At 46.8% G+C, this 17,922-nt stretch carries 18 protein-coding genes; 11 read left to right on the forward strand and 7 right to left on the reverse strand.

What is annotated here, in order from left to right; genetic code table 11:
* Positions 1-20: 20 nt before the first annotated feature.
* Positions 21-1,019, forward strand: a complete 999-nt coding sequence (locus KNL20_RS02400; protein ID WP_230399061.1) for a choloylglycine hydrolase family protein — start codon at positions 21-23, stop codon at positions 1,017-1,019.
* Here the strand turns inward: KNL20_RS02400 and KNL20_RS02405 are convergent.
* Genes KNL20_RS02405 through KNL20_RS02420 form a run of 4 tightly spaced genes read right to left on the reverse strand, consistent with a single transcriptional unit; the run spans position 1,009 to position 4,932 of the window.
* Positions 1,009-1,824 carry an ABC transporter ATP-binding protein gene (locus KNL20_RS02405; RefSeq protein WP_230399062.1) on the reverse strand — a complete coding sequence of 272 codons (816 nt, stop codon included), beginning with the start codon at positions 1,822-1,824 and terminating at the stop codon, positions 1,009-1,011. The two genes, KNL20_RS02400 and KNL20_RS02405, sit on opposite strands and share 11 nt — an antisense overlap.
* Positions 1,821-2,855: a FecCD family ABC transporter permease gene (locus KNL20_RS02410; RefSeq protein ID WP_230399063.1), complete on the reverse strand. Its 1,035-nt coding sequence runs from the start codon at positions 2,853-2,855 to the stop codon at positions 1,821-1,823. Before KNL20_RS02410 ends, KNL20_RS02405 begins: the two co-directional genes overlap by 4 nt.
* A complete protein-coding gene (locus tag KNL20_RS02415; protein ID WP_230399064.1) occupies positions 2,852-3,853 on the reverse strand; it encodes a FecCD family ABC transporter permease in 1,002 nt (333 codons plus the stop codon). The genes KNL20_RS02410 and KNL20_RS02415 overlap by 4 nt, the downstream gene beginning before the upstream one ends.
* Entirely contained in the window at positions 3,850-4,932 is a 1,083-nt protein-coding gene (locus KNL20_RS02420) for an iron-siderophore ABC transporter substrate-binding protein (RefSeq protein ID WP_230399065.1), read from the reverse strand. The genes KNL20_RS02415 and KNL20_RS02420 overlap by 4 nt, the downstream gene beginning before the upstream one ends.
* Positions 4,933-5,174: 242 nt before the next feature.
* Between KNL20_RS02420 and KNL20_RS02425 the strand changes: the two genes are divergently transcribed.
* The 10 genes from KNL20_RS02425 to KNL20_RS02470 all read left to right on the forward strand — a co-directional run bounded on the left by KNL20_RS02425 (position 5,175) and on the right by KNL20_RS02470 (position 14,346).
* Positions 5,175-5,915: a CAP domain-containing protein gene (locus tag KNL20_RS02425; RefSeq protein ID WP_230399066.1), complete on the forward strand. Its 741-nt coding sequence runs from the start codon at positions 5,175-5,177 to the stop codon at positions 5,913-5,915.
* Positions 5,916-6,052: 137 nt separating this feature from the next.
* Positions 6,053-7,204, forward strand: coding sequence for a 1-propanol dehydrogenase PduQ (locus KNL20_RS02430; protein ID WP_230399067.1), 1,152 nt, complete (start codon positions 6,053-6,055; stop codon positions 7,202-7,204).
* A gap of 29 nt (positions 7,205-7,233) precedes the next feature.
* Positions 7,234-7,584: a BMC domain-containing protein gene (locus KNL20_RS02435; RefSeq protein WP_230399068.1), complete on the forward strand. Its 351-nt coding sequence runs from the start codon at positions 7,234-7,236 to the stop codon at positions 7,582-7,584.
* 29 nt (positions 7,585-7,613) lie between these two features.
* On the forward strand, positions 7,614-8,060 hold the full coding sequence (locus tag KNL20_RS02440) for a EutP/PduV family microcompartment system protein (protein WP_230399069.1): 447 nt from the start codon (positions 7,614-7,616) through the stop codon (positions 8,058-8,060).
* The gene (gene eutA, locus KNL20_RS02445; RefSeq protein WP_230399070.1) at positions 8,057-9,508 is read left to right on the forward strand and encodes an ethanolamine ammonia-lyase reactivating factor EutA; all 1,452 of its coding nucleotides are present in this window, start codon (positions 8,057-8,059) and stop codon (positions 9,506-9,508) included. The genes KNL20_RS02440 and eutA overlap by 4 nt, the downstream gene beginning before the upstream one ends.
* Positions 9,505-10,869: an ethanolamine ammonia-lyase subunit EutB gene (locus tag KNL20_RS02450; RefSeq protein ID WP_230399071.1), complete on the forward strand. Its 1,365-nt coding sequence runs from the start codon at positions 9,505-9,507 to the stop codon at positions 10,867-10,869. Before eutA ends, KNL20_RS02450 begins: the two co-directional genes overlap by 4 nt.
* A 26-nt stretch (positions 10,870-10,895) precedes the next feature.
* Positions 10,896-11,798 (forward strand): ethanolamine ammonia-lyase subunit EutC, encoded by a 903-nt coding sequence (gene eutC / locus KNL20_RS02455; RefSeq protein WP_230399072.1) that lies wholly within the window; start codon positions 10,896-10,898, stop codon positions 11,796-11,798.
* Positions 11,799-11,817: 19 nt separating this feature from the next.
* Positions 11,818-12,474, forward strand: a complete 657-nt coding sequence (eutL, locus tag KNL20_RS02460) for an ethanolamine utilization microcompartment protein EutL (protein ID WP_230399073.1) — start codon at positions 11,818-11,820, stop codon at positions 12,472-12,474.
* A 14-nt stretch (positions 12,475-12,488) separates the two neighbouring features.
* Positions 12,489-13,955 carry an acetaldehyde dehydrogenase (acetylating) gene (locus KNL20_RS02465; protein ID WP_230399074.1) on the forward strand — a complete coding sequence of 489 codons (1,467 nt, stop codon included), beginning with the start codon at positions 12,489-12,491 and terminating at the stop codon, positions 13,953-13,955.
* Positions 13,956-14,019: 64 nt separating this feature from the next.
* A complete protein-coding gene (locus KNL20_RS02470; protein WP_230399075.1) occupies positions 14,020-14,346 on the forward strand; it encodes a BMC domain-containing protein in 327 nt (108 codons plus the stop codon).
* 303 nt (positions 14,347-14,649) lie between these two features.
* On the opposite strand, the gene KNL20_RS02475 is transcribed toward KNL20_RS02470, so the two are convergent.
* From KNL20_RS02475 to KNL20_RS02485, 3 genes are all read right to left on the reverse strand, one after another.
* Positions 14,650-16,107, reverse strand: coding sequence for a DDE-type integrase/transposase/recombinase (locus KNL20_RS02475; RefSeq protein WP_230399076.1), 1,458 nt, complete (start codon positions 16,105-16,107; stop codon positions 14,650-14,652).
* A gap of 212 nt (positions 16,108-16,319) precedes the next feature.
* Complete coding sequence (locus KNL20_RS02480) at positions 16,320-17,090, reverse strand: ATP-binding protein (RefSeq protein WP_230399077.1); 771 nt, start codon at positions 17,088-17,090, stop codon at positions 16,320-16,322.
* 60 nt (positions 17,091-17,150) lie between these two features.
* Entirely contained in the window at positions 17,151-17,909 is a 759-nt protein-coding gene (locus tag KNL20_RS02485) for a response regulator transcription factor (RefSeq protein ID WP_230399078.1), read from the reverse strand.
* Between the last annotated feature and the right edge of the window lie 13 nt (positions 17,910-17,922).

Genomic DNA, 17,922 nt, shown 5'->3' on the forward strand with positions numbered 1-17,922 from the left:
ACATGAAGGGGTGGTGTAATATGTGCACAGCATTATCATTACAATCCTCACAAAAAGAAAACTTTTTTGGCAGAACCATGGATTTTTCTTACGATATTGAACCGGGACTTTATATAATCCCCAGAAATTATCAATGGAATAATGTTATCCTATTGAAAAGATATCATAATTGCTATAGCTTTATAGGAATCGGACAGGAAACCGGCGGTATGTCAGGTTTTTTTGATGGAGTGAATGAAGAGGGATTTGCAGCCGCAGCTCTGTATTTTCCGGGCTATGCGGATTATGAGGCACATGGAAATGTGGGCAATAAAGAAGCTGTTGCATCATTGGATTTTCTGCACTACATCCTGGGACGTTGTGATTCTGTAGAGACCTTGAAGAATATATCAAAATATCTCTATATCGTTGGCCTTCCGGATCCGGTTACCCAGACAATAGCTCCGCTTCACTGGATTGCAGCGGACAGGAGCGGAGCCTCTGTTGTTGTGGAACAGACAGAGAATGGCCTTGAAGTTCTTGATAATCCCATAGGAGTTATGGCTAATAGTCCGAACTTCGCATGGCATATGACAAACTTAAGAAACTATATGACGGCTTCAAACACACAGGAGGAGGAAGCCCTCTGGGGAGGTGTCCGTCTGACACCCTTTGGACAGGGGGGAGGAACCAGTGCCCTGCCCGGAGGATATACCTCGCCCGAACGGTTTGTCCGTACAGCCTTCATGAAAACACATGTGCATGAGCCGGAAACCAGGGCGGAAGCAATCATGACCTGTTTTCACATCATGGAGGCAGTTTCAATCCCCAAAGGTATTGTGTATACGGACAGAGGCGTTTCGGATTATACAAAATATACCGCTTTTATAAACACCAGTACCTGCGAATATTACTTTAAAACGTATCAAAACAGTCAGATAGCGGTTGCTGGACTGACGGATTATGACAAGAATTATGACGCTCCGATTTTTCTGGGCAATTTATCGAGACCTGTTACGGTTGAATACTTTAGGCCTTAGCGGCGGCCAATACATGGTGCCTTCCCTTTGGCAGTACGTATGGAGAACCTGACACGGGGTCACGGATGACAGAGGAGTTCATCTCATAAACAGTCTGGATTAATTCTTCCGTAATCACATCCGATGGTTTTCCTTCTGCGATCAGAGTACCTTCGCGAAGCGCGAAGATATAGTCCGCATATCGCGCAGATAAATTAATGTCATGAAGAACCATAACAATGGTCGTTCCCTTCTTCTTATTCAGATCGGTCAGCAGATCCAAAATCTCGACTTGATAGGTAATATCCAGATAAGTGGTTGGCTCATCCAGCAGAAGGATGTCTGTCTGCTGCGCCAATGCCATCGCAATCCAGACTCTTTGCCTCTGACCTCCCGACAATTCATCCAGACGCCGGTTGGCAAGGGCGGTAATACCCATGATGTCCAACGCTTCCTCCACCGCTTCATAATCTTCCCTGCTTAAGCCTTTCAGGAATGCCTGATGGGGGAATCGTCCTCTGCTGACCAGGTCAGCAACAACAATTCCTTCCGGGACAATCGGTGTCTGTGGGAGTAAACCGAGAACCCGGGCTAATTGTTTGGATGGAAACGAATCTATGCTTTTTCCATCCAGAGTTATCTTCCCTGAAGTCGGTTTCAGGAGCCTTGCCACTGTTTTTAAAAGTGTTGACTTTCCGCATGCGTTTGCCCCCAGAATGACGCTGATTTTATTGGATGGAATTGCCAGCGCTATATCATTTAAAATTGTCTTGTCGTCATATCCGGCGACGATATGTTCTACTTTTAACTGATGGTTTTTTTTCATGACGCACCTCCGGTTTTGTTCATACGAATCAGTAAATAAATCAGATAGGGCGCCCCCAGAATTCCGGTGATGACACCTACGGGAAATCTGGTATCAAATGCAAACTGGCCAATCAGATCCCCGGCAAGTACCAGCAGGGCGCCTACGAGTCCGGCCGGCAGTTCGTTTTGTGTACCTGCACCCGCTATTCTGGTTGCGATAGGACCCGATAAAAAAGATATAAAAGCAATGGGTCCTGTTGTAGCAGTAGCAAAAGCAATTGATACAACAGCGCTCAGAATGAGTAAAATTCTTGTCCTGTCTGCGTGGAGCCCCAAGGTGATGGCAGAATCCTCTCCCAGTTCCAGAATCCGAAGATGCTTTCCCAGCAAAATAATGACAGGCGTGAAGATGATAACGACGATGGCAAGCATAGGGATTTCAGATAACTGAATTCCATTAAGGCTTCCGCTGAGCCAGCGGTATGCGGCCGGAACATCGTGTTGGGGGGCTTTCAGCAGAAGATATGAGATAAAAGCATTCAGCATTGCCTGGACACCCAGTCCTATAAGAATCAACCGCCCGCCCTCAAATTTCCCGCCTTTTGACAGGAGATAGATGAAGACGGCTGTTACAGTACCGCCAAGAACGGCTCCAACGGATACTACGGCGCCGGAAAGATTCATGATAATCAGGAGAAAGATGGCTGCGGCATTGGAACCGGAAGTCACCCCTATAATATCAGGACTTGCAAGCGGATTGCGGAGCATGGTCTGGAAGGTACTGCCGGCCATACCAAAGGCAAAACCTGACAGCAGACCCGCAAGCATGCGCGGAAGCCGCAGCGTCCTGACTGCAAATGTGGCACCTTTGACAGCTTCACCTGTCAGGACTTTCCAGACCGTGCTTAAGGAATAGATGGTGTTTCCCAGTAAGAGCATGGCAATGCATAAAGCGGCAACGGCAATGGCAAGAATAACGACTACTGAAATATAACGTCTTTTCCGTCTATGGAAACCATCGGATACTCTGTTTTTATTTTCTGCTGTCATAATGCACTCCCCTTTGATTTTATGGCTACCATAATCAGAACCGGCGCACCAATAAAAGCAGTGACAACACCGGATTCCAGTTCGCCGGGACTTCCAAGCAGACGCCCCGTAATATCTGCAGAAGTCAGAACCAAAGCGCCTCCGACTGCAGACATTGGTATGATAATTCGCTGATCGGGTCCCAGTAACAGGCGTATCACATGCGGAACCATAAGTCCGACAAAGCCAATTGGCCCGGCAACAGCTGTTACCGCACCGCATAAGATGACGCCGGCAAGTGCTCCAACGGCCCGTGCGATGCCTGTGTGCACCCCCAGCACGGTTGCTACATCATCGCCCAATGCCATAGCATTCAAAATTGGTGCCAACAGGATTCCAAGCAGAGAACCAAAAATTAAAAAAGGAAGGATTGCAAGGATATTTGTCCAGTTTGCTCCGCTGACGCTTCCTACCTGCCAGAAACGAAAACTGTCCATCACATTAGAACGTGGCAGCATAATGGCACTTACAATAGAAGAAAGTGCGGCGCTGACAGCGGAGCCGGCCAGAGCAAGCTTAATAGGGGTTGCACCTCCGGCACCCAGTGAGCCGATGCCATAAACGAATACAGTGGTGAGTGCTGCACCCAGAAGTGCCAGCCAGATATACTGATTGGCAGTCTGGATGTTGAAGAAGGCAATTCCGATTACCACAAACAGGGACGCTCCGGTATTGACACCCAGAACGCTGGGGTCTGCAATGGGGTTTCGGGTGATTGCCTGCATCAGTGCCCCTGAGATTCCCAAAGCTGCACCGGCGATCAGGCTGAATACTGTGCGTGGTATGCGTTCCCGGATGACAATCTGATCAAAGGTCTCGATTTTGCCCCGGAAGAGGGCATCTATGATTTCACTCACGGATACGTTGCGGGAGCCAAATACCAGAGAACCAGCAGCACATAAGAGCAGTAAGGCGAGACTTATTATTAAGGTGATAAAAATTTTTCTGGATTGCTTCATTTTACTTTATCAGCTGCCTCTCCAAGTAAGGATAAATATTCATCGAGTGTGGCCGGAATGGACAGAGCACTTGGTGTACTGGCGGCTGCCAGGGGCGTATTATTCTCCAGAACTACCACAGCTCCATTCTTTACCGCCGGTAAAGTGCCAAGGCGTGGATCCTCCTGAAGTGTTTTTAACAGAGCGTCATCACCATAAGCAATGATGAGGTCCAGATCCATAAGCTGGTCCACATTTTCAGCGCTGATTTCCGTGGAGAAAGTATTGGCAGAGCCATCCAGCGTTTCCAGATTCGCAGGAAGAGACAGACCTAAATCTGTTAAAAATGCACCACGTGGGTCACCTGTGAGGTACACATAAAAAGTCCCCAGATCGGTGGGTGTAAAGTACATAAAAGCGGCTGTTTTTCCTTCCAATTGTGGATATCCGGCTGTTTTTTCTGCAATTTCATCTTCCAGATTTTCTACCAGCTCCCTGCCTTCTGTTTCCATACCCATACCTTTGGAATCGATAAGAATCTGGTCTCTCCATGAGGTTACCCATGGCTGACCGGTATAAGCAACTACAGGAGCAATCTGGCTTAGGAGATCGTATTCTTCCTGTGTGATACCGGAATAGCCGGCGAGGATGATGTCGGGGTTGGCGTCACTGATTGCCTCGTAGTCGAGACCATCCGTATCATGGAAGATGACTGGTGCATCTACGCCCAGTTCTTTGAACTTTTCATTCGTCCAGGGAAGCAGGCCTGTTCCATCCGTAACACCGTAGTTAGCTTCGGAAACACCGACAGGAACTACGCCCAGTGACAGTGCTACATCCTGATTACCCCAGGAAATCGTTGCAACTCTTTCCGGCTTTTCTTCTATGACCGTCTCACCCAGCGCATGTTTTAGTGTAATAGGATACTGAACATCTGAGGTCTTACTATCTTCGGAAACAGTCGATGCAGATGTGGATTCAGAGGTGGGAGTTTCTTTATTTTCCGGTGTGGAGGATGTGTTGGAACACCCCGCAGCGAGCAAAGCGGCAGAGGCAATCATTACGCTTTTTGTCAATGTAGTAAGTGTTTTGATTTTCATAATATGTATGTCTCCTTTATATAAGTAGTACCAAATACAATGGGCCCTGACTTGGTTAGTTACAGCTAATTCATTCTACCAAAGGTAATTATTTTTGTCAATGCATTTATGCAGGGACTTAATGTCAGTAGGGGGTTACCAATATTTACTTGTATAAATCCTCTATTGTTTGTGATAGAATCATCCTTGTAATAAAAATGTAATAAATACATAATAAATACGAAATAACAGGAGGATTTATCATGAAACGTAAGATAGCGATTGCAATAATGACGGTTGGCCTTCTCGGCAGCACGGCACTAACTCCGGTTTTTGCAGCTACGGCTGGTTCTCAGGATTGTGATGCAGCAAAACAGGCGGTACAGGCAGCTGCGCAGAACTGTGATAAGATAAAAGGAGTTCAGATTATATCCGGAAGCAGTCTGGAGGACATTAAAGCACAGCTGAAAGCGAAAGGAATTGAGTGCCCGGACTTGAATCTTCCTGTCCAGACCCCATCAGAGGATGCAGATTGTGAAAATAATGAGCAGCCAGAAACAGAGCAGCCAGAAACAGAGCAGCCAGAGACGAATCAGCCTGAAAATCCCGGAAGCGAAACGGAAAATACTGACAATTCTTTTGCTGCCCAGGTGATTGCTTTGGTTAACCAGGAACGTGCAAAAGAGGGACTTTCCGCTCTTACATATGATGAAAGTATAGCAAAAGCAGCCTTGGTCCGCGCCAAGGAAACCGAAACTTCTTTCTCACATACACGTCCAAATGGAAGCTCTTTTTCCACTGCTTTAACAGAAGCAGGTGTGACATATCGGGGCGCCGGGGAGAATATCGCATATGGACAGCAGACTCCGGAAGAGGTTATGAATGCCTGGATGAACAGCGCAGGACATCGCGCAAACATTATGAATAAAAACTTTACAAAAATCGGCGTCGGATTCTATGAAAACAATGGCGTAAAGTATTGGGATCAGCTCTTTACTTATTAATCGATTTTTTAGAGACAGATAATATATGATAAAAACGGATTCAATTTTCTGAATCCGTTTTTTTTGTTGCATAATATCACTGTATTTTACAAAAGATACCATAGATAACGTGTAACTTATCGAAGGGATAAAATACTATGGAAGAATTTAACATCAAAACCTCTGTGCGTTTTGGTAAGGACGCACTAAGCTGTCTGGGTGAAATTCACGCGGATAAAGTTTTTATTGTTACAGACCCATATATGATGGAATCGGGGATGGTGAAGCAGGTCACGGAGCCTTTGCAAGACAGAAAGTATGAAGTTTTCAGCAAAGTAGTCCCGGATCCTCCGCTGGAGCTGGTCGTGGAAGGGGTAAAAGAGGTCATAGCGTTCCGGCCGGAAGCGGTAATTGCTTTGGGCGGCGGCTCTGCAATTGATGAGGCCAAAGCAATTATGTTTTTTGCAAGGCAGATAGGAAACCTGCCGGAGATGGAATTTATCGCCGTACCCACCACCAGCGGAACCGGTTCGGAGGTTACCTCATTTGCTGTAATTACGGATAAAGAGAAGGGGGTGAAGTATCCCCTGATAGATAAAGGCCTTCTCCCGGATGTGGCAGTGCTGGATTCCAATCTGGTAAAGAGCCTTCCGCCTGCGATTGTAGCCGATACTGGGATGGATGTGCTGACCCACGCATTGGAGGCATATGTATCCACAAGTGCCAATGCATTTACAGATGCGTTGGCGGAAAAAGCAGCTCTGACCGTATTAAAATACCTGATCCGGTCGAATCAGAATATGGAAGACAGCGAGGCCCGGGAGCAGATGCATGTGGCATCCTGTATGGCAGGACTGGCATTTGACCGGGCATCTCTTGGACTGAATCATGCGATTGCTCATAACATCGGAGGAAAGTTTAAGGTTCCTCATGGGAGGGCGAACGCAGTGCTGCTTCCTTTTGTAGTGGAATTCAATGCAGACATACAGGGGTACAATCCGAAAGAATATACAGAAGCGGCTAAAAAGTATGCTGATATTGCAAGGTTAGCCGGTCTTGGCGGGGGAACTGTCCGGATGGGGGTAAAAAACCTGGTACGGGAGATTCAGAAGATGCAGGAAATGATGCATATGCCTGCCGGATTTAAAGAATGTGGTATAAGTCGGGAGGAGTTTCTGAGGCAGTCGGATGCCATAGCACAGGGAGCACTTGCGGATAACTGCATTAAAACAAATCCAAGACCTGCATCAAAGCAGGATATATCCCAAATTCTAAAAAGGGCATACAACGGCGGACCGGCGTCCCGATAAAGCAAAAATGGAATCAAAGAAGGGGTGAGATGGAAGTGGAAGAAAAGCAGAGGATCATACAGGAATTCGTACCGGGAAAACAGATAACACTGGCCCATGTAATTGCCGGTCCTCATCCGGATATATATACAAAGCTGGGGCTGGAGGAGGGTCAGATGCATGCGATAGGAATACTTACGATCACCCCCAGCGAGGGGGCCATTGTTGCCGCAGATATTGCAACTAAGGCTTCTGAAATTACACTGGGTTTTATTGACAGATTCAGTGGGGCTCTGGTTTTTACCGGAGATATCAGTTCGGTAGAAGCCGCTGTCAGAAATATTCTGGAAACCATGGAGCAGAGTCTGGGATTTGCCCCGGCCCCGGTTACGAGAACCTGATGAAAGTGAGCATAAGGGGATAAATTGTCATGAAAAATGTAATATTTATCGGGCAGAGCGGATGCGGAAAGACAACTCTGTGCCAAAAGTTAAGTGAGCAGGCAATACACTACCGGAAAACCCAGGCTGTGGAGCACTATGGTATTTCCATAGATACGCCGGGAGAGTATCTGGAAAACCGCCGCTTCTATAATGCTTTGATCATGACAGCCGTAGATGCCAGGATTATTGCATTGGTGGTGGATCCTACTGCCCATTACCGGGCGCTTCCACCGGGGTTTGGGGGTATCTTTGGCAGAAAAAAAGTCATTGGGATTATTACGAAGATTCAGCAGGTAATGCCCAAACGCCTCGAGGAGGCGGAATCAGAGCTTAAGCAGGCGGGGGCAGATCCAGTCTTCCGGGTGGACACCCCTGAAGGAATCGGGATTGAAGAACTGGAGAAGTATCTGAGCGAGGAGGGAAGCAGCAGGTGAAGGAAGAGTTATTAAGTGTGGGAATTGATCTTGGAACAAGTACCACACAGCTGGTTTTTTCAAAGTTAAGCGTGGAGAATATGGCCTCCGGTTATACAGTCCCCCGGATGGCCATCACGAAAAAGGAAATCCGGTATAAAAGTGAGATTTACTTCACTCCGTTAATTGACCAGACCAAAATTGATTTTGAAAAGGTGAGTAGGATTGTAGAAAAGGAGTATCAAAAGGCTGGTGTCAGAAAGGAGGAGATTGATACCGGAGCCGTCATTATCACAGGAGAAACAGCCAGAAAGGAAAACTCCAGGGAGGTAATTAACGCCTTAAGCGGGTTTGCGGGGGATTTTGTCGTGGCAACGGCAGGTCCGGATCTGGAAAGTGTGATAGCAGGAAAAGGCGCAGGAACGGATCTTTATTCCAAGGAGCATCATCTTGGCGCCGTCAACGTGGATATCGGAGGGGGAACCAGTAATCTGGCCGTATTTCAACGAGGTGAGACCGTGGATACCGGATGCCTGGATATCGGCGGGAGACTGATTAAGATGGATTCTTCCCATAAAATCACATATATTGCGCCAAAACTGTTAAGAATAATTGAGCAGGAAAACTTGAAATTAGCGGTGGGGGCATATATGGATATTCAAAGTCTGAAACCACTTCTTAGAATTATGGTAGAAGTTTTGGAACAGAGTGTGGGACTAAGGAGAGATTCCCCCTACTATGAACGTATGATTACAAACCATGGAATTGGGCATGAGGAAGTAATTTCATGTATCAGTTTTTCAGGAGGGGTGGCAGATGCCATCTATCATCCGGAGAAATTTCAGGAGCCCTTTCAATTTGGAGATATCGGAATTCTCCTGGGAAAAGAGATCAGGGAATCCAAAGCATTCCAGAAATTGCAGTTGATTGAAAGTGCGGAGACCATCCGGGCAACAGTTGTGGGAGCCGGAAGTCATACGACTGAAATCAGCGGAAGTACAATCACTTATACCAGTGAAGCATTTCCGATAAAGAATCTTCCGGTGCTGAAGGTAAGCAAGGCGGAGGAGGAACCCGGTAAACTGGGAGCAGCCATCCATAAAAAGCTGGAATGGTTTTCGCTGGAAGGGAGGCTGCAAAAGGTTGCAGTTGCACTGGAAGGGCTGCCAAGTCCATCTTTTCAGAAAGTACAGGAATATGCCCGCGAGCTTTTGGAAGGAATGGAACCCCTTATGGAAGCAGGACTCCCACTTATCGTGGTGGTTGAAGAAGATATGGCAAAAGTGCTGGGACAGAGCATGTATCATCTGCTGAACTGGGAAAAAGAAGTAATCTGCCTGGATGGAATCCATCTCGCAGAAGGGGAGTATATTGACATCGGAAGGCCCATTGCGGAGGGCTATGTGCTGCCAGTGGTGGTTAAAACTCTGGTGTTTCAAGAAAATCGTGTGGAAAGGGAAAAACTATGATTTTAAAAACAAAGTTATTTGGACAGGTGTACGCTTTTAAATCTTTAAAAGAAGTGCTGGCAAAGGCGAATGAAGAGAAGTCGGGGGACAAGCTGGCAGGGCTGGCAGCAGAAACGGCTGAAGAACGGGTAGCGGCAAAAATTGTGCTTTCCGAAATTACACTGGAGGACTTAAGAAATAATCCGGTTGTCCCCTATGAGATGGATGAAGTCACCCGAATTATTCAGGATGATATCAATGCGTCTATTTATAATGAAATTAAGAGAATGACGGTATCGGAATTCAGAGAGTGGCTGTTGGATGAAGAGACGACAGGAGCTATGATCCGCCGCGCTTCCCGGGGGCTGACCTCGGAAATGGTGGCAGCAGTCGCAAAACTTATGTCTGATATGGACTTGATTTACGGAGCCCGTAAAATCCGTGTCACGGCTCACTGCAATACCACAATCGGAGAGGAGGGAACGCTGTCTGCCAGACTTCAGCCCAATCACCCGACCGATGACCCCGATGGAATCATGGCGTCCATCTTTGAGGGATTGACTTATGGCAGCGGAGATGCAGTCATAGGCCTGAATCCAGTGGATGATTCTGTCGAAAGCGTAAAAAGGCTTCTTCAGAGATTTGAAGAAACCAAGCAAAAATTTCAGATACCAACTCAGAATTGTGTGTTGGCACATGTAACCACACAGATGGAGGCAATTAACAAGGGAGCACCCTCAGACCTGATTTTTCAGTCCATTGCAGGATCTGAGCTTGGAAATACAGCCTTTGGTTTCAACGCCGCTACACTGGAGGAAGCGCGTCATCTGGCACTTACAAAAGGTACCGCAGAAGGACCCAATGTAATGTATTTTGAAACCGGGCAAGGATCGGAATTATCCTCGGAAGCTCACCATGATTCGGATCAGGTCACCATGGAGGCCAGATGCTATGGATTTGCCAGGCATTTTCAGCCATTTCTGGTAAATACAGTCGTTGGTTTTATAGGACCTGAGTACCTGTATGACGGGCGCCAGGTGAACCGGGCCGGTTTAGAGGACCACTTTATGGGAAAACTGACCGGAATACCCATGGGCTGTGACGCCTGCTATACGAATCACATGAAGGCGGATCAGAATAGTATCGAGGATCTTGCAGTGCTTCTGACAGCTGCCGGATGCAACTATTTTATGGGAATACCACATGGAGACGATGTCATGTTGAACTATCAGACGACAGGCTATCAGGAAACGGCAGCATTACGGGAAATATTCGGTCTGAAGGCCATAAAGCCCTTCCATGAATGGCTGGTGAAGATGGGGTATGTGGATGAAAAGGGCAGACTGACCGGCAAAGCCGGAGACGCCTCCACTTTATTCTGAGGATACGATTGAAGGAGGTATTAAAAGTGAGAGATGATGAGATAAGATCCATGGTGGAGACCATATTACAGCAGATGCTGAATGGAGAAGGAAAATCAGATTATAAGCAGTCTGCGGCCGTACAGACGAAGGATGCGGCATATAAAAAAGAAGAATCGGCTGATACAGGGGAGTGCCTGGAGGACATTACGAAAATTGATCTTCGTAAGCAGCTTCTGGTGAAAAATCCAAAGGACCCCGAAGGCTATCTGGATATGAAGGCAAAGACTCCGGCCAGACTTGGAATCGGCAGGGCAGGTGCCAGATACCGGACTGCAACGATGTTAAGAGTCCGGGCGGATCATGCCGCAGCCCAGGATGCGGTGTTCAATGATGTTTCAGAAGAATTCATAAAGAAATGCAATTTCGTACCCGTAAAGACGCTTTGCAAAGACAAGGATGAGTATATTACCCGCCCCGATCTGGGCCGTCGGTTCCCGGGAGAGGAACTGGAAAAGATACGCAAAACATGTGGTTCACATCCCAGGGTTCTGGTTATTGTAGGAGATGGGCTGTCTTCCTCTGCAATTGAGGCCAATGTGGAGGATATGATTCCATCAATCCAACAGGGGCTTCAGATGCATCAGATTACTGTGCCGCCAATTCTGTTCATCAAATATGCCAGAGTAGGGGCCATGGATGCAGTTGGTGAGGTTACGGAAGCAGACGTTATCTGTATGCTGGTCGGGGAACGTCCGGGACTGGTGACTGCAGAATCCATGTCAGCTTATATTGCCTATCAGCCGCGTCACGGTCTTGCAGAGGCAAAAAGAACGGTAATCAGCAATATTCATAAAGGCGGTACCACGCCGGTGGAGGCAGGTGCACATGCGGCGGAACTGATTGTAAAGATGTTGGAGAAGAAGGCATCCGGCATTGATCTGAAATAAGAATACGAGGTGATTGAAGATGAAGAATGATGAATTGCGTCCCAAGGTCCTGGCAATCCGGTTAATCGCCAATGTAAGTGATGATCTTGCAAAAGCATTAGAACTGGAATCCAGACATAGAAGTATCGGTATTATAACTTCCGATATTGATGATGTTACCTACACCGCTCTGGATGAGGCAACAAAAGACGCAGATGTAGACGTGGTGTATGCCAAATCCATGTATGCCGGTGCAGGCAATGCATCCACAAAGCTTGCCGGTGAAGTGATTGGTATCATCGGCGGCCCAAGTCCTGCGGAGGTAAAAAGCGGGCTTAGTTCCATCCGGAATTTTATGGAACACGGCGCCTGCTTTGTCAGTGCCAATGCAGATGACTCAATTGTGTATTATGCCCATACCATATCCAGAACCGGATCTTATCTGTCCCAGATAGCAGGAATCCGTGAAGGGGAGGCTTTGGCTTATCTGATTGCACCTCCGCTGGAAGCAATTTACGGGTTGGATGCTGCTATGAAAGCTGCAGATGTGAAGCTGGCAGCCTTCTATGGGCCGCCTTCAGAAACTAATTTTGGCGGAGGCCTTCTGACCGGAAGCCAGTCGGCATGTAAGGCCGCATGTTCTGCATTTGCTCAGGCAGTCAGAAATGTGGCAGATCAACCACAGGATTATGAATAGAAGGAGAAGGCTTTATGGAACTAAAAGATAAAGACCTGGTGTCCGTCCAGGAGACCAGAAATCTGCTGGAACAGGCAAAAGCGGCCTCAAAAGAACTGGCCAGGATGGATCAGCAGCAGATTGACCGTATTGTAAAGGCCATCAGTGAGGCGGGAGCTGCCCATGCTACAGAGCTTGCGAAGGCAGCCAGTGAAGAAACCGGATTTGGTATCTGGCAGGATAAAGTAATTAAAAATCTGTTTGCGGCCAAGGTTGTTTACGAAGCGATTAAAGATGAAAAGACAATCGGAATCCTTCATGAGGATAGAGAACGTAAAACCTGGGATATAGGAGTTCCTGTGGGGGTAATTGCCGGTATTGTTCCGTCTACTAACCCCACGTCTACCATTATCTATAAGTCAATGATTGCTCTGAAAGGTGGAAATGCCATTGTATTCTCACCTCACCCGGGAGCTAAAAACTGTATTCTGGATGCCGTCAGATTTGTTGCAGAGGCGGCTTACCAGGCCGGTTGTCCGAAAGGTGCCATATCCGCCATCAGCGTACCGACAATGGAGGCTACGCAAGAGCTGATGCGCAGTGATAATACCTCTCTGATCCTGGCTACTGGAGGCGGTGCCATGGTGAAATCAGCCTATTCTTCCGGAACGCCAGCCATAGGTGTAGGTGCCGGAAACGGGCCTGCATTTATTGATAAAAGTGCTGATGTAAAGGCGGCAGTCAGGAGAATTCTGGATTCCAAGACCTTCGATAACGGAACAATTTGCGCATCCGAGCAATCAATCATTGTTGAAAAAAGCATGGAGGCGAAGGTGCTTGGTGAGCTGAATGCGCAGGGAGCATATATCATGGATCCGGAGCAGACGAAGAAACTGGGAAATTTTATCCTGAGAGCAAATGGGACGATGAATCCCAAAATCGTAGGAAAATCCTGTGCCGAGATTGCACGGTATGCAGGCCTTAACGGAGTGCCGTCCCAGACAAAAGTTCTCGTCGGGAGAGAGACAAAGGTGGGAGCCGGCGCACCGTATTCCAGAGAAAAACTGGCACCGATTTTGGGCCTTTTTGTGGAAGAGAACGTGGATGGGGTGTTGGAACGCAGCATAGAAATTCTCCATGCCGAAGGTGCCGGTCACACGTTTTCCATGCATGCGGATGATGATGCACTGGTGAGAAAATTTGCTTTGCAGATACCGGCTTCCAGATTTCTGGTCAATACTCCCGGTGCACTGGGAGGAATCGGAGCGACCACCAATCTGTTCCCTGCATTGACACTGGGGTGCGGAGCGGTGGGAGGCAGTTCTTCTTCCAATAATATAGGTCCGCTGGATTTGATCAATATAAAACGTGTGGCATTCGGGACGAAAGAACTGGCTGATATAAGAGGCGAAAGTGGGAATATGAGCGGAGATGGATGCAGTATCAGTCCGGAACTGGTGGACTCTATTGTTGAAAAGATTATGAAGGAATTGGCTTCGTAAGTATCTGCATGAATTCAGAATTACGTAGAATACTAATAAAAAGTATTGGAGGTAACAAAACAGTATGGCAAATACAAATGCACTTGGTATGATAGAGACAAAGGGATTGGTGGGAGCAATTGAAGCCGCCGACGCGATGGTTAAGGCCGCAAATGTGACTTTAGTCGGTAAAGAAACCATAGGCGGCGGTCTGGTTACCGTCATGGTACGTGGGGATGTGGGAGCTGTTAAAGCGGCCACTGATGCAGGTGCCGCGGCGGCAGAAAGGGTAGGAGAGATGATTTCCGTCCATGTTATTCCCCGTCCTCATACGGAGGTGGATGCAATTCTTCCCAGGCAGGTGGAGCATCTGTCATTTCCGGAGGAGGAACAAAATGGTAGTGTCAAATGATTTATGAGAAAACCGAGTCAAAAAAGAGGCTCAAACGAACCTTGAAAACTGTAGATATTGATAGCGAATAGCTCTCCGAGGGCTTAGGGCACTGCCCTAAGTACCCGCAAGGGACCAGTCCCTTGACCCGATACGGGCTTTGCCCGAACCCATCCTCGCCGGAAGGCAGGAAAAGGGCGCAGTTGCCCCTTTTCTGCTAGAACAGGATAATCCGTGAACCTTATGTCAAGAAACTTTCGCGGCATATCCTCGTGCGGTGCACTGTGGTATTCCACGGTTTTCTTGACAACGGTTCCGCACCCTTTAGGCAGTTGCTTGATTTTGCATATTTAGAATTGTCTGCTGGCCAAGGAAGATAAGGAGCTGCCATTTACCTGGCATATTCCCGGCACCTTTAAGCAGTTCAACATCATTAAGAATCTTATAGTTGTTGTGTTTGTGAGGACGGAGAAAGTTGTAATAAGCTACCCACAGAGCTAAATCATAGTTGGCACCGTCGATGTTATCAAAACCGTTGGTAGGTCTGTAAGAAGCCTTGTATGTACGGTTGAGCCTTTCAATCATCTGTTTGTATGGTCGGAATTCTTTTGATACTTCATCGTCGTTGGTAAGTCCAATTACCTGGGTAATATCGAACTTAAATTTTTCTCCAAACTCATGGAAAAACTGTTGGGCAGCCAGAGGATAGGCACTATAACCGTCAGCAATGAATTTAAAGTGCTGCGGAAGTTCCTTCAGATGCCTGAAAGCCATTCGCATGGCAAGAATGCAGGGACCGACTCCACGGTTATCAGATACCTGGTAACCAATAATGGAACGGCTGGCAACATCCATGATGAACCAGATATAAGCTTTGATGCCACGGATTTTGATATAGGTCTCATCGGCAGTAAATACTTTGTCGGTTCCGTAATCATAGTTGTCAACGAAAGGCTTGATACACATAGCGGCTGATTTACAGTAGTTGGCAATACTTTGGTGGGAGATGCCGATCCCATAGAGGTCTTTGAGAGCTTGTTTGGTTTTTCGAAGAGAGAGACCAAGGTTCACATGAAGAGTCAGGCACAGAGACATCGTATTGGAATCGAACTTAGTGAATTTAAGAGATGAGGCATTCTTTGGCAGAGAGTTTAAGTCCAGCTTAAAGAAATCCATCGTGAATTCGCGGTAGATGTAATGGAGCTTATATTTGTTTTTGCCATAGTCCTCATCCAGATGCTTTTTATCAACCTTTTTGAGGTTGTGCAGATAATAAGGGCATTTAGGATTCACACATTTATGGATGATAAAGTGTTTGCGGTCTTTCTTGTGAACAAGGCTGTGATTGCAATGAGGGCACTTCAGGACGGAGGTTTTGGAAAAACGGTTCTCCTTAGTGGGAGAAAAATGCGTTTGACAGACCTTACACAGAACCTGGCTTTTCTTCTTGCCATCATTCCACATGAGATAGTCCACAGGGGCATCACATGCAGGGCAGGTACAGTGTTTTGGAATATCACACTCCACCCGGCGAAATACAGGGCGTATAGTTTTGTGGTAGCGCTGCTGGTAATAAGCGATGAGATCCTTCCAGTTCCAGTCCTGCTTGTAGGATATGATTTTGGGAAGCTCATCAATCTTGAATTTCTGGTACTTTGGAGAATGGGAATCATCAAAAGCCCACTGCTTGAGCGGGATGAATCTACAGATAAAGTTAATAAGCCAGCAGATTTGTTTATGTTGGTATTGAATAAGTTGAAGTAAATAAAGTATAATGTCCATGAGCAATGAAATCCTTTCAGGTATTTTGGAGTTTTCGTCGAGGACATTATACCAAAAAAGGGAGGTCATTGCTCTTTTTATTGCAAACTCCCATAAAATCAAGGTTTAGAACAATAAAACAAGGTAGTTATTTGACACTACCAACAAAATTCCTGAAGCCCTGAGAATGAAAGTACAAAAAGCAGAATCATACACGATTCTGCTTTTTGTAATCAAAGATTGAGCTTTTTAATGATATCCATTAAGGCTTTTCTTACAGGAGAGTCTGCGGGAAGATCAATAATCGGTTTTCCGTCGCAGTCATATTCATAAACATCCTCATCCTGAGGTACAACCCCTAAGAGGGTAAGACCCTGCTTTTCAATCTCTTCCATTGTGCCTTTGTTTAATTCTCCATGTGGTGCCCGGTTCACGATTAATCCCATGGTTCCAGGTTTCATATTACATTCCCGGACGAGCGCTGCGATTCTTCCGGCGGCTTCCACTCCCCGGCGGGAGCAGTCACTGACCACAATCATAGTATCCATCTTTGGAAGGATACCACGGCTAATATGCTCCATTCCGGCTTCATTATCAACCACAATATAAGGATAATTACCCTGAAGCCGTTGTATCTGGGCCTGTACCAGGCCGTTTACATAACAATAACATCCCTGTCCCTGGGAACGTCCCATAACCAGAAGGTCATAATCGTCCTCCTCTGTCAGGGCATCATTTAACCGCATCTGCAGGTAGTCGGATTTGGGCATGCCCTTTGGGATGGGAGAATTGGGGTCCATCCCCGCCTGCTCCAATTCTTCGCGGATCTCACCCAGTGTCGGACCGGTCTCAACTCCGAGTACTTCATTTAAATTGGAATTGGCATCTGCATCGACCGCCAGTACCGGCCTTTTACCGCTTTCGCATAAATACTGAATTAATAATCCACATAATGTGGTTTTACCTACTCCGCCTTTTCCGGCTACCGCTATCACGTGTGCCATATCTATTTCCTCCTTATCCATATGAATCTATTATAATAAAAAAATCTGAAATAAGCAAATCTATATTCCGGAATTATTTCGGAACTCACTGGGTTGGATGCCGGTATAGCTTTTGAAGGCACGGCTGAAGTAGAAAGCATCCTTATAGCCGACAAGTTCCCCGATTTTCTGTATTTCCAGCTCCGGATTTCCCAGGAGCAGGTGTTTCGCCTCATTCATCCGTAATCTGGTCAAATACTTGGAGGGGGTTTCACCTGCGTGTTTCTTAAAGATTTTACTCAGATATTCAGGCGTAAAACCAAAACGTTCACTCAAGGTTTGGAAGGAAATATCACTGCGATAGTTTTCCTGAAGATATGTCTCCATCAGCTTGCAGATGGATTCACGATCCAGGCTGCTGCTATCTGTAGTGTAGGCTTCCAGGGACTCAGATTCTTTCTGCATCGTAATCAGCAGCTTATGCAGTGACTCAGAAAGGGTTTCCAGTTTGATCGGTTTCAGTAAATAGTCTTTTACGCCATATCGGATTGCTGACTGCGCATAAGAGAAGTCATCGAACCCGCTAATAATGATTATTTTGACATCCGGATGATTTTTCTGCAGATAAGCAGCTACCTCCAGGCCGTCACACTGAGGCATGCGGATGTCGGTGATGACCAATTCCGGGCAGAGCTTATCAGCCAGAAGGATGGCCTCCATGCCATTGGACGCCTCTCCTGCCAAATTAAGGGGAAGATGCAAAGAGGCAATCTTTTTTATCAGATTTCGCCGGATTAGGCTTTCATCTTCCACGACAAGGTAATTATAGCTTTTGTTCATTTGATGTTCCCTC

Origin of the sequence: Novisyntrophococcus fermenticellae (assembly GCF_018866245.1) — a bacterium.
Classification (GTDB): Bacteria; Bacillota; Clostridia; order Lachnospirales; family Lachnospiraceae; genus Novisyntrophococcus; species Novisyntrophococcus fermenticellae.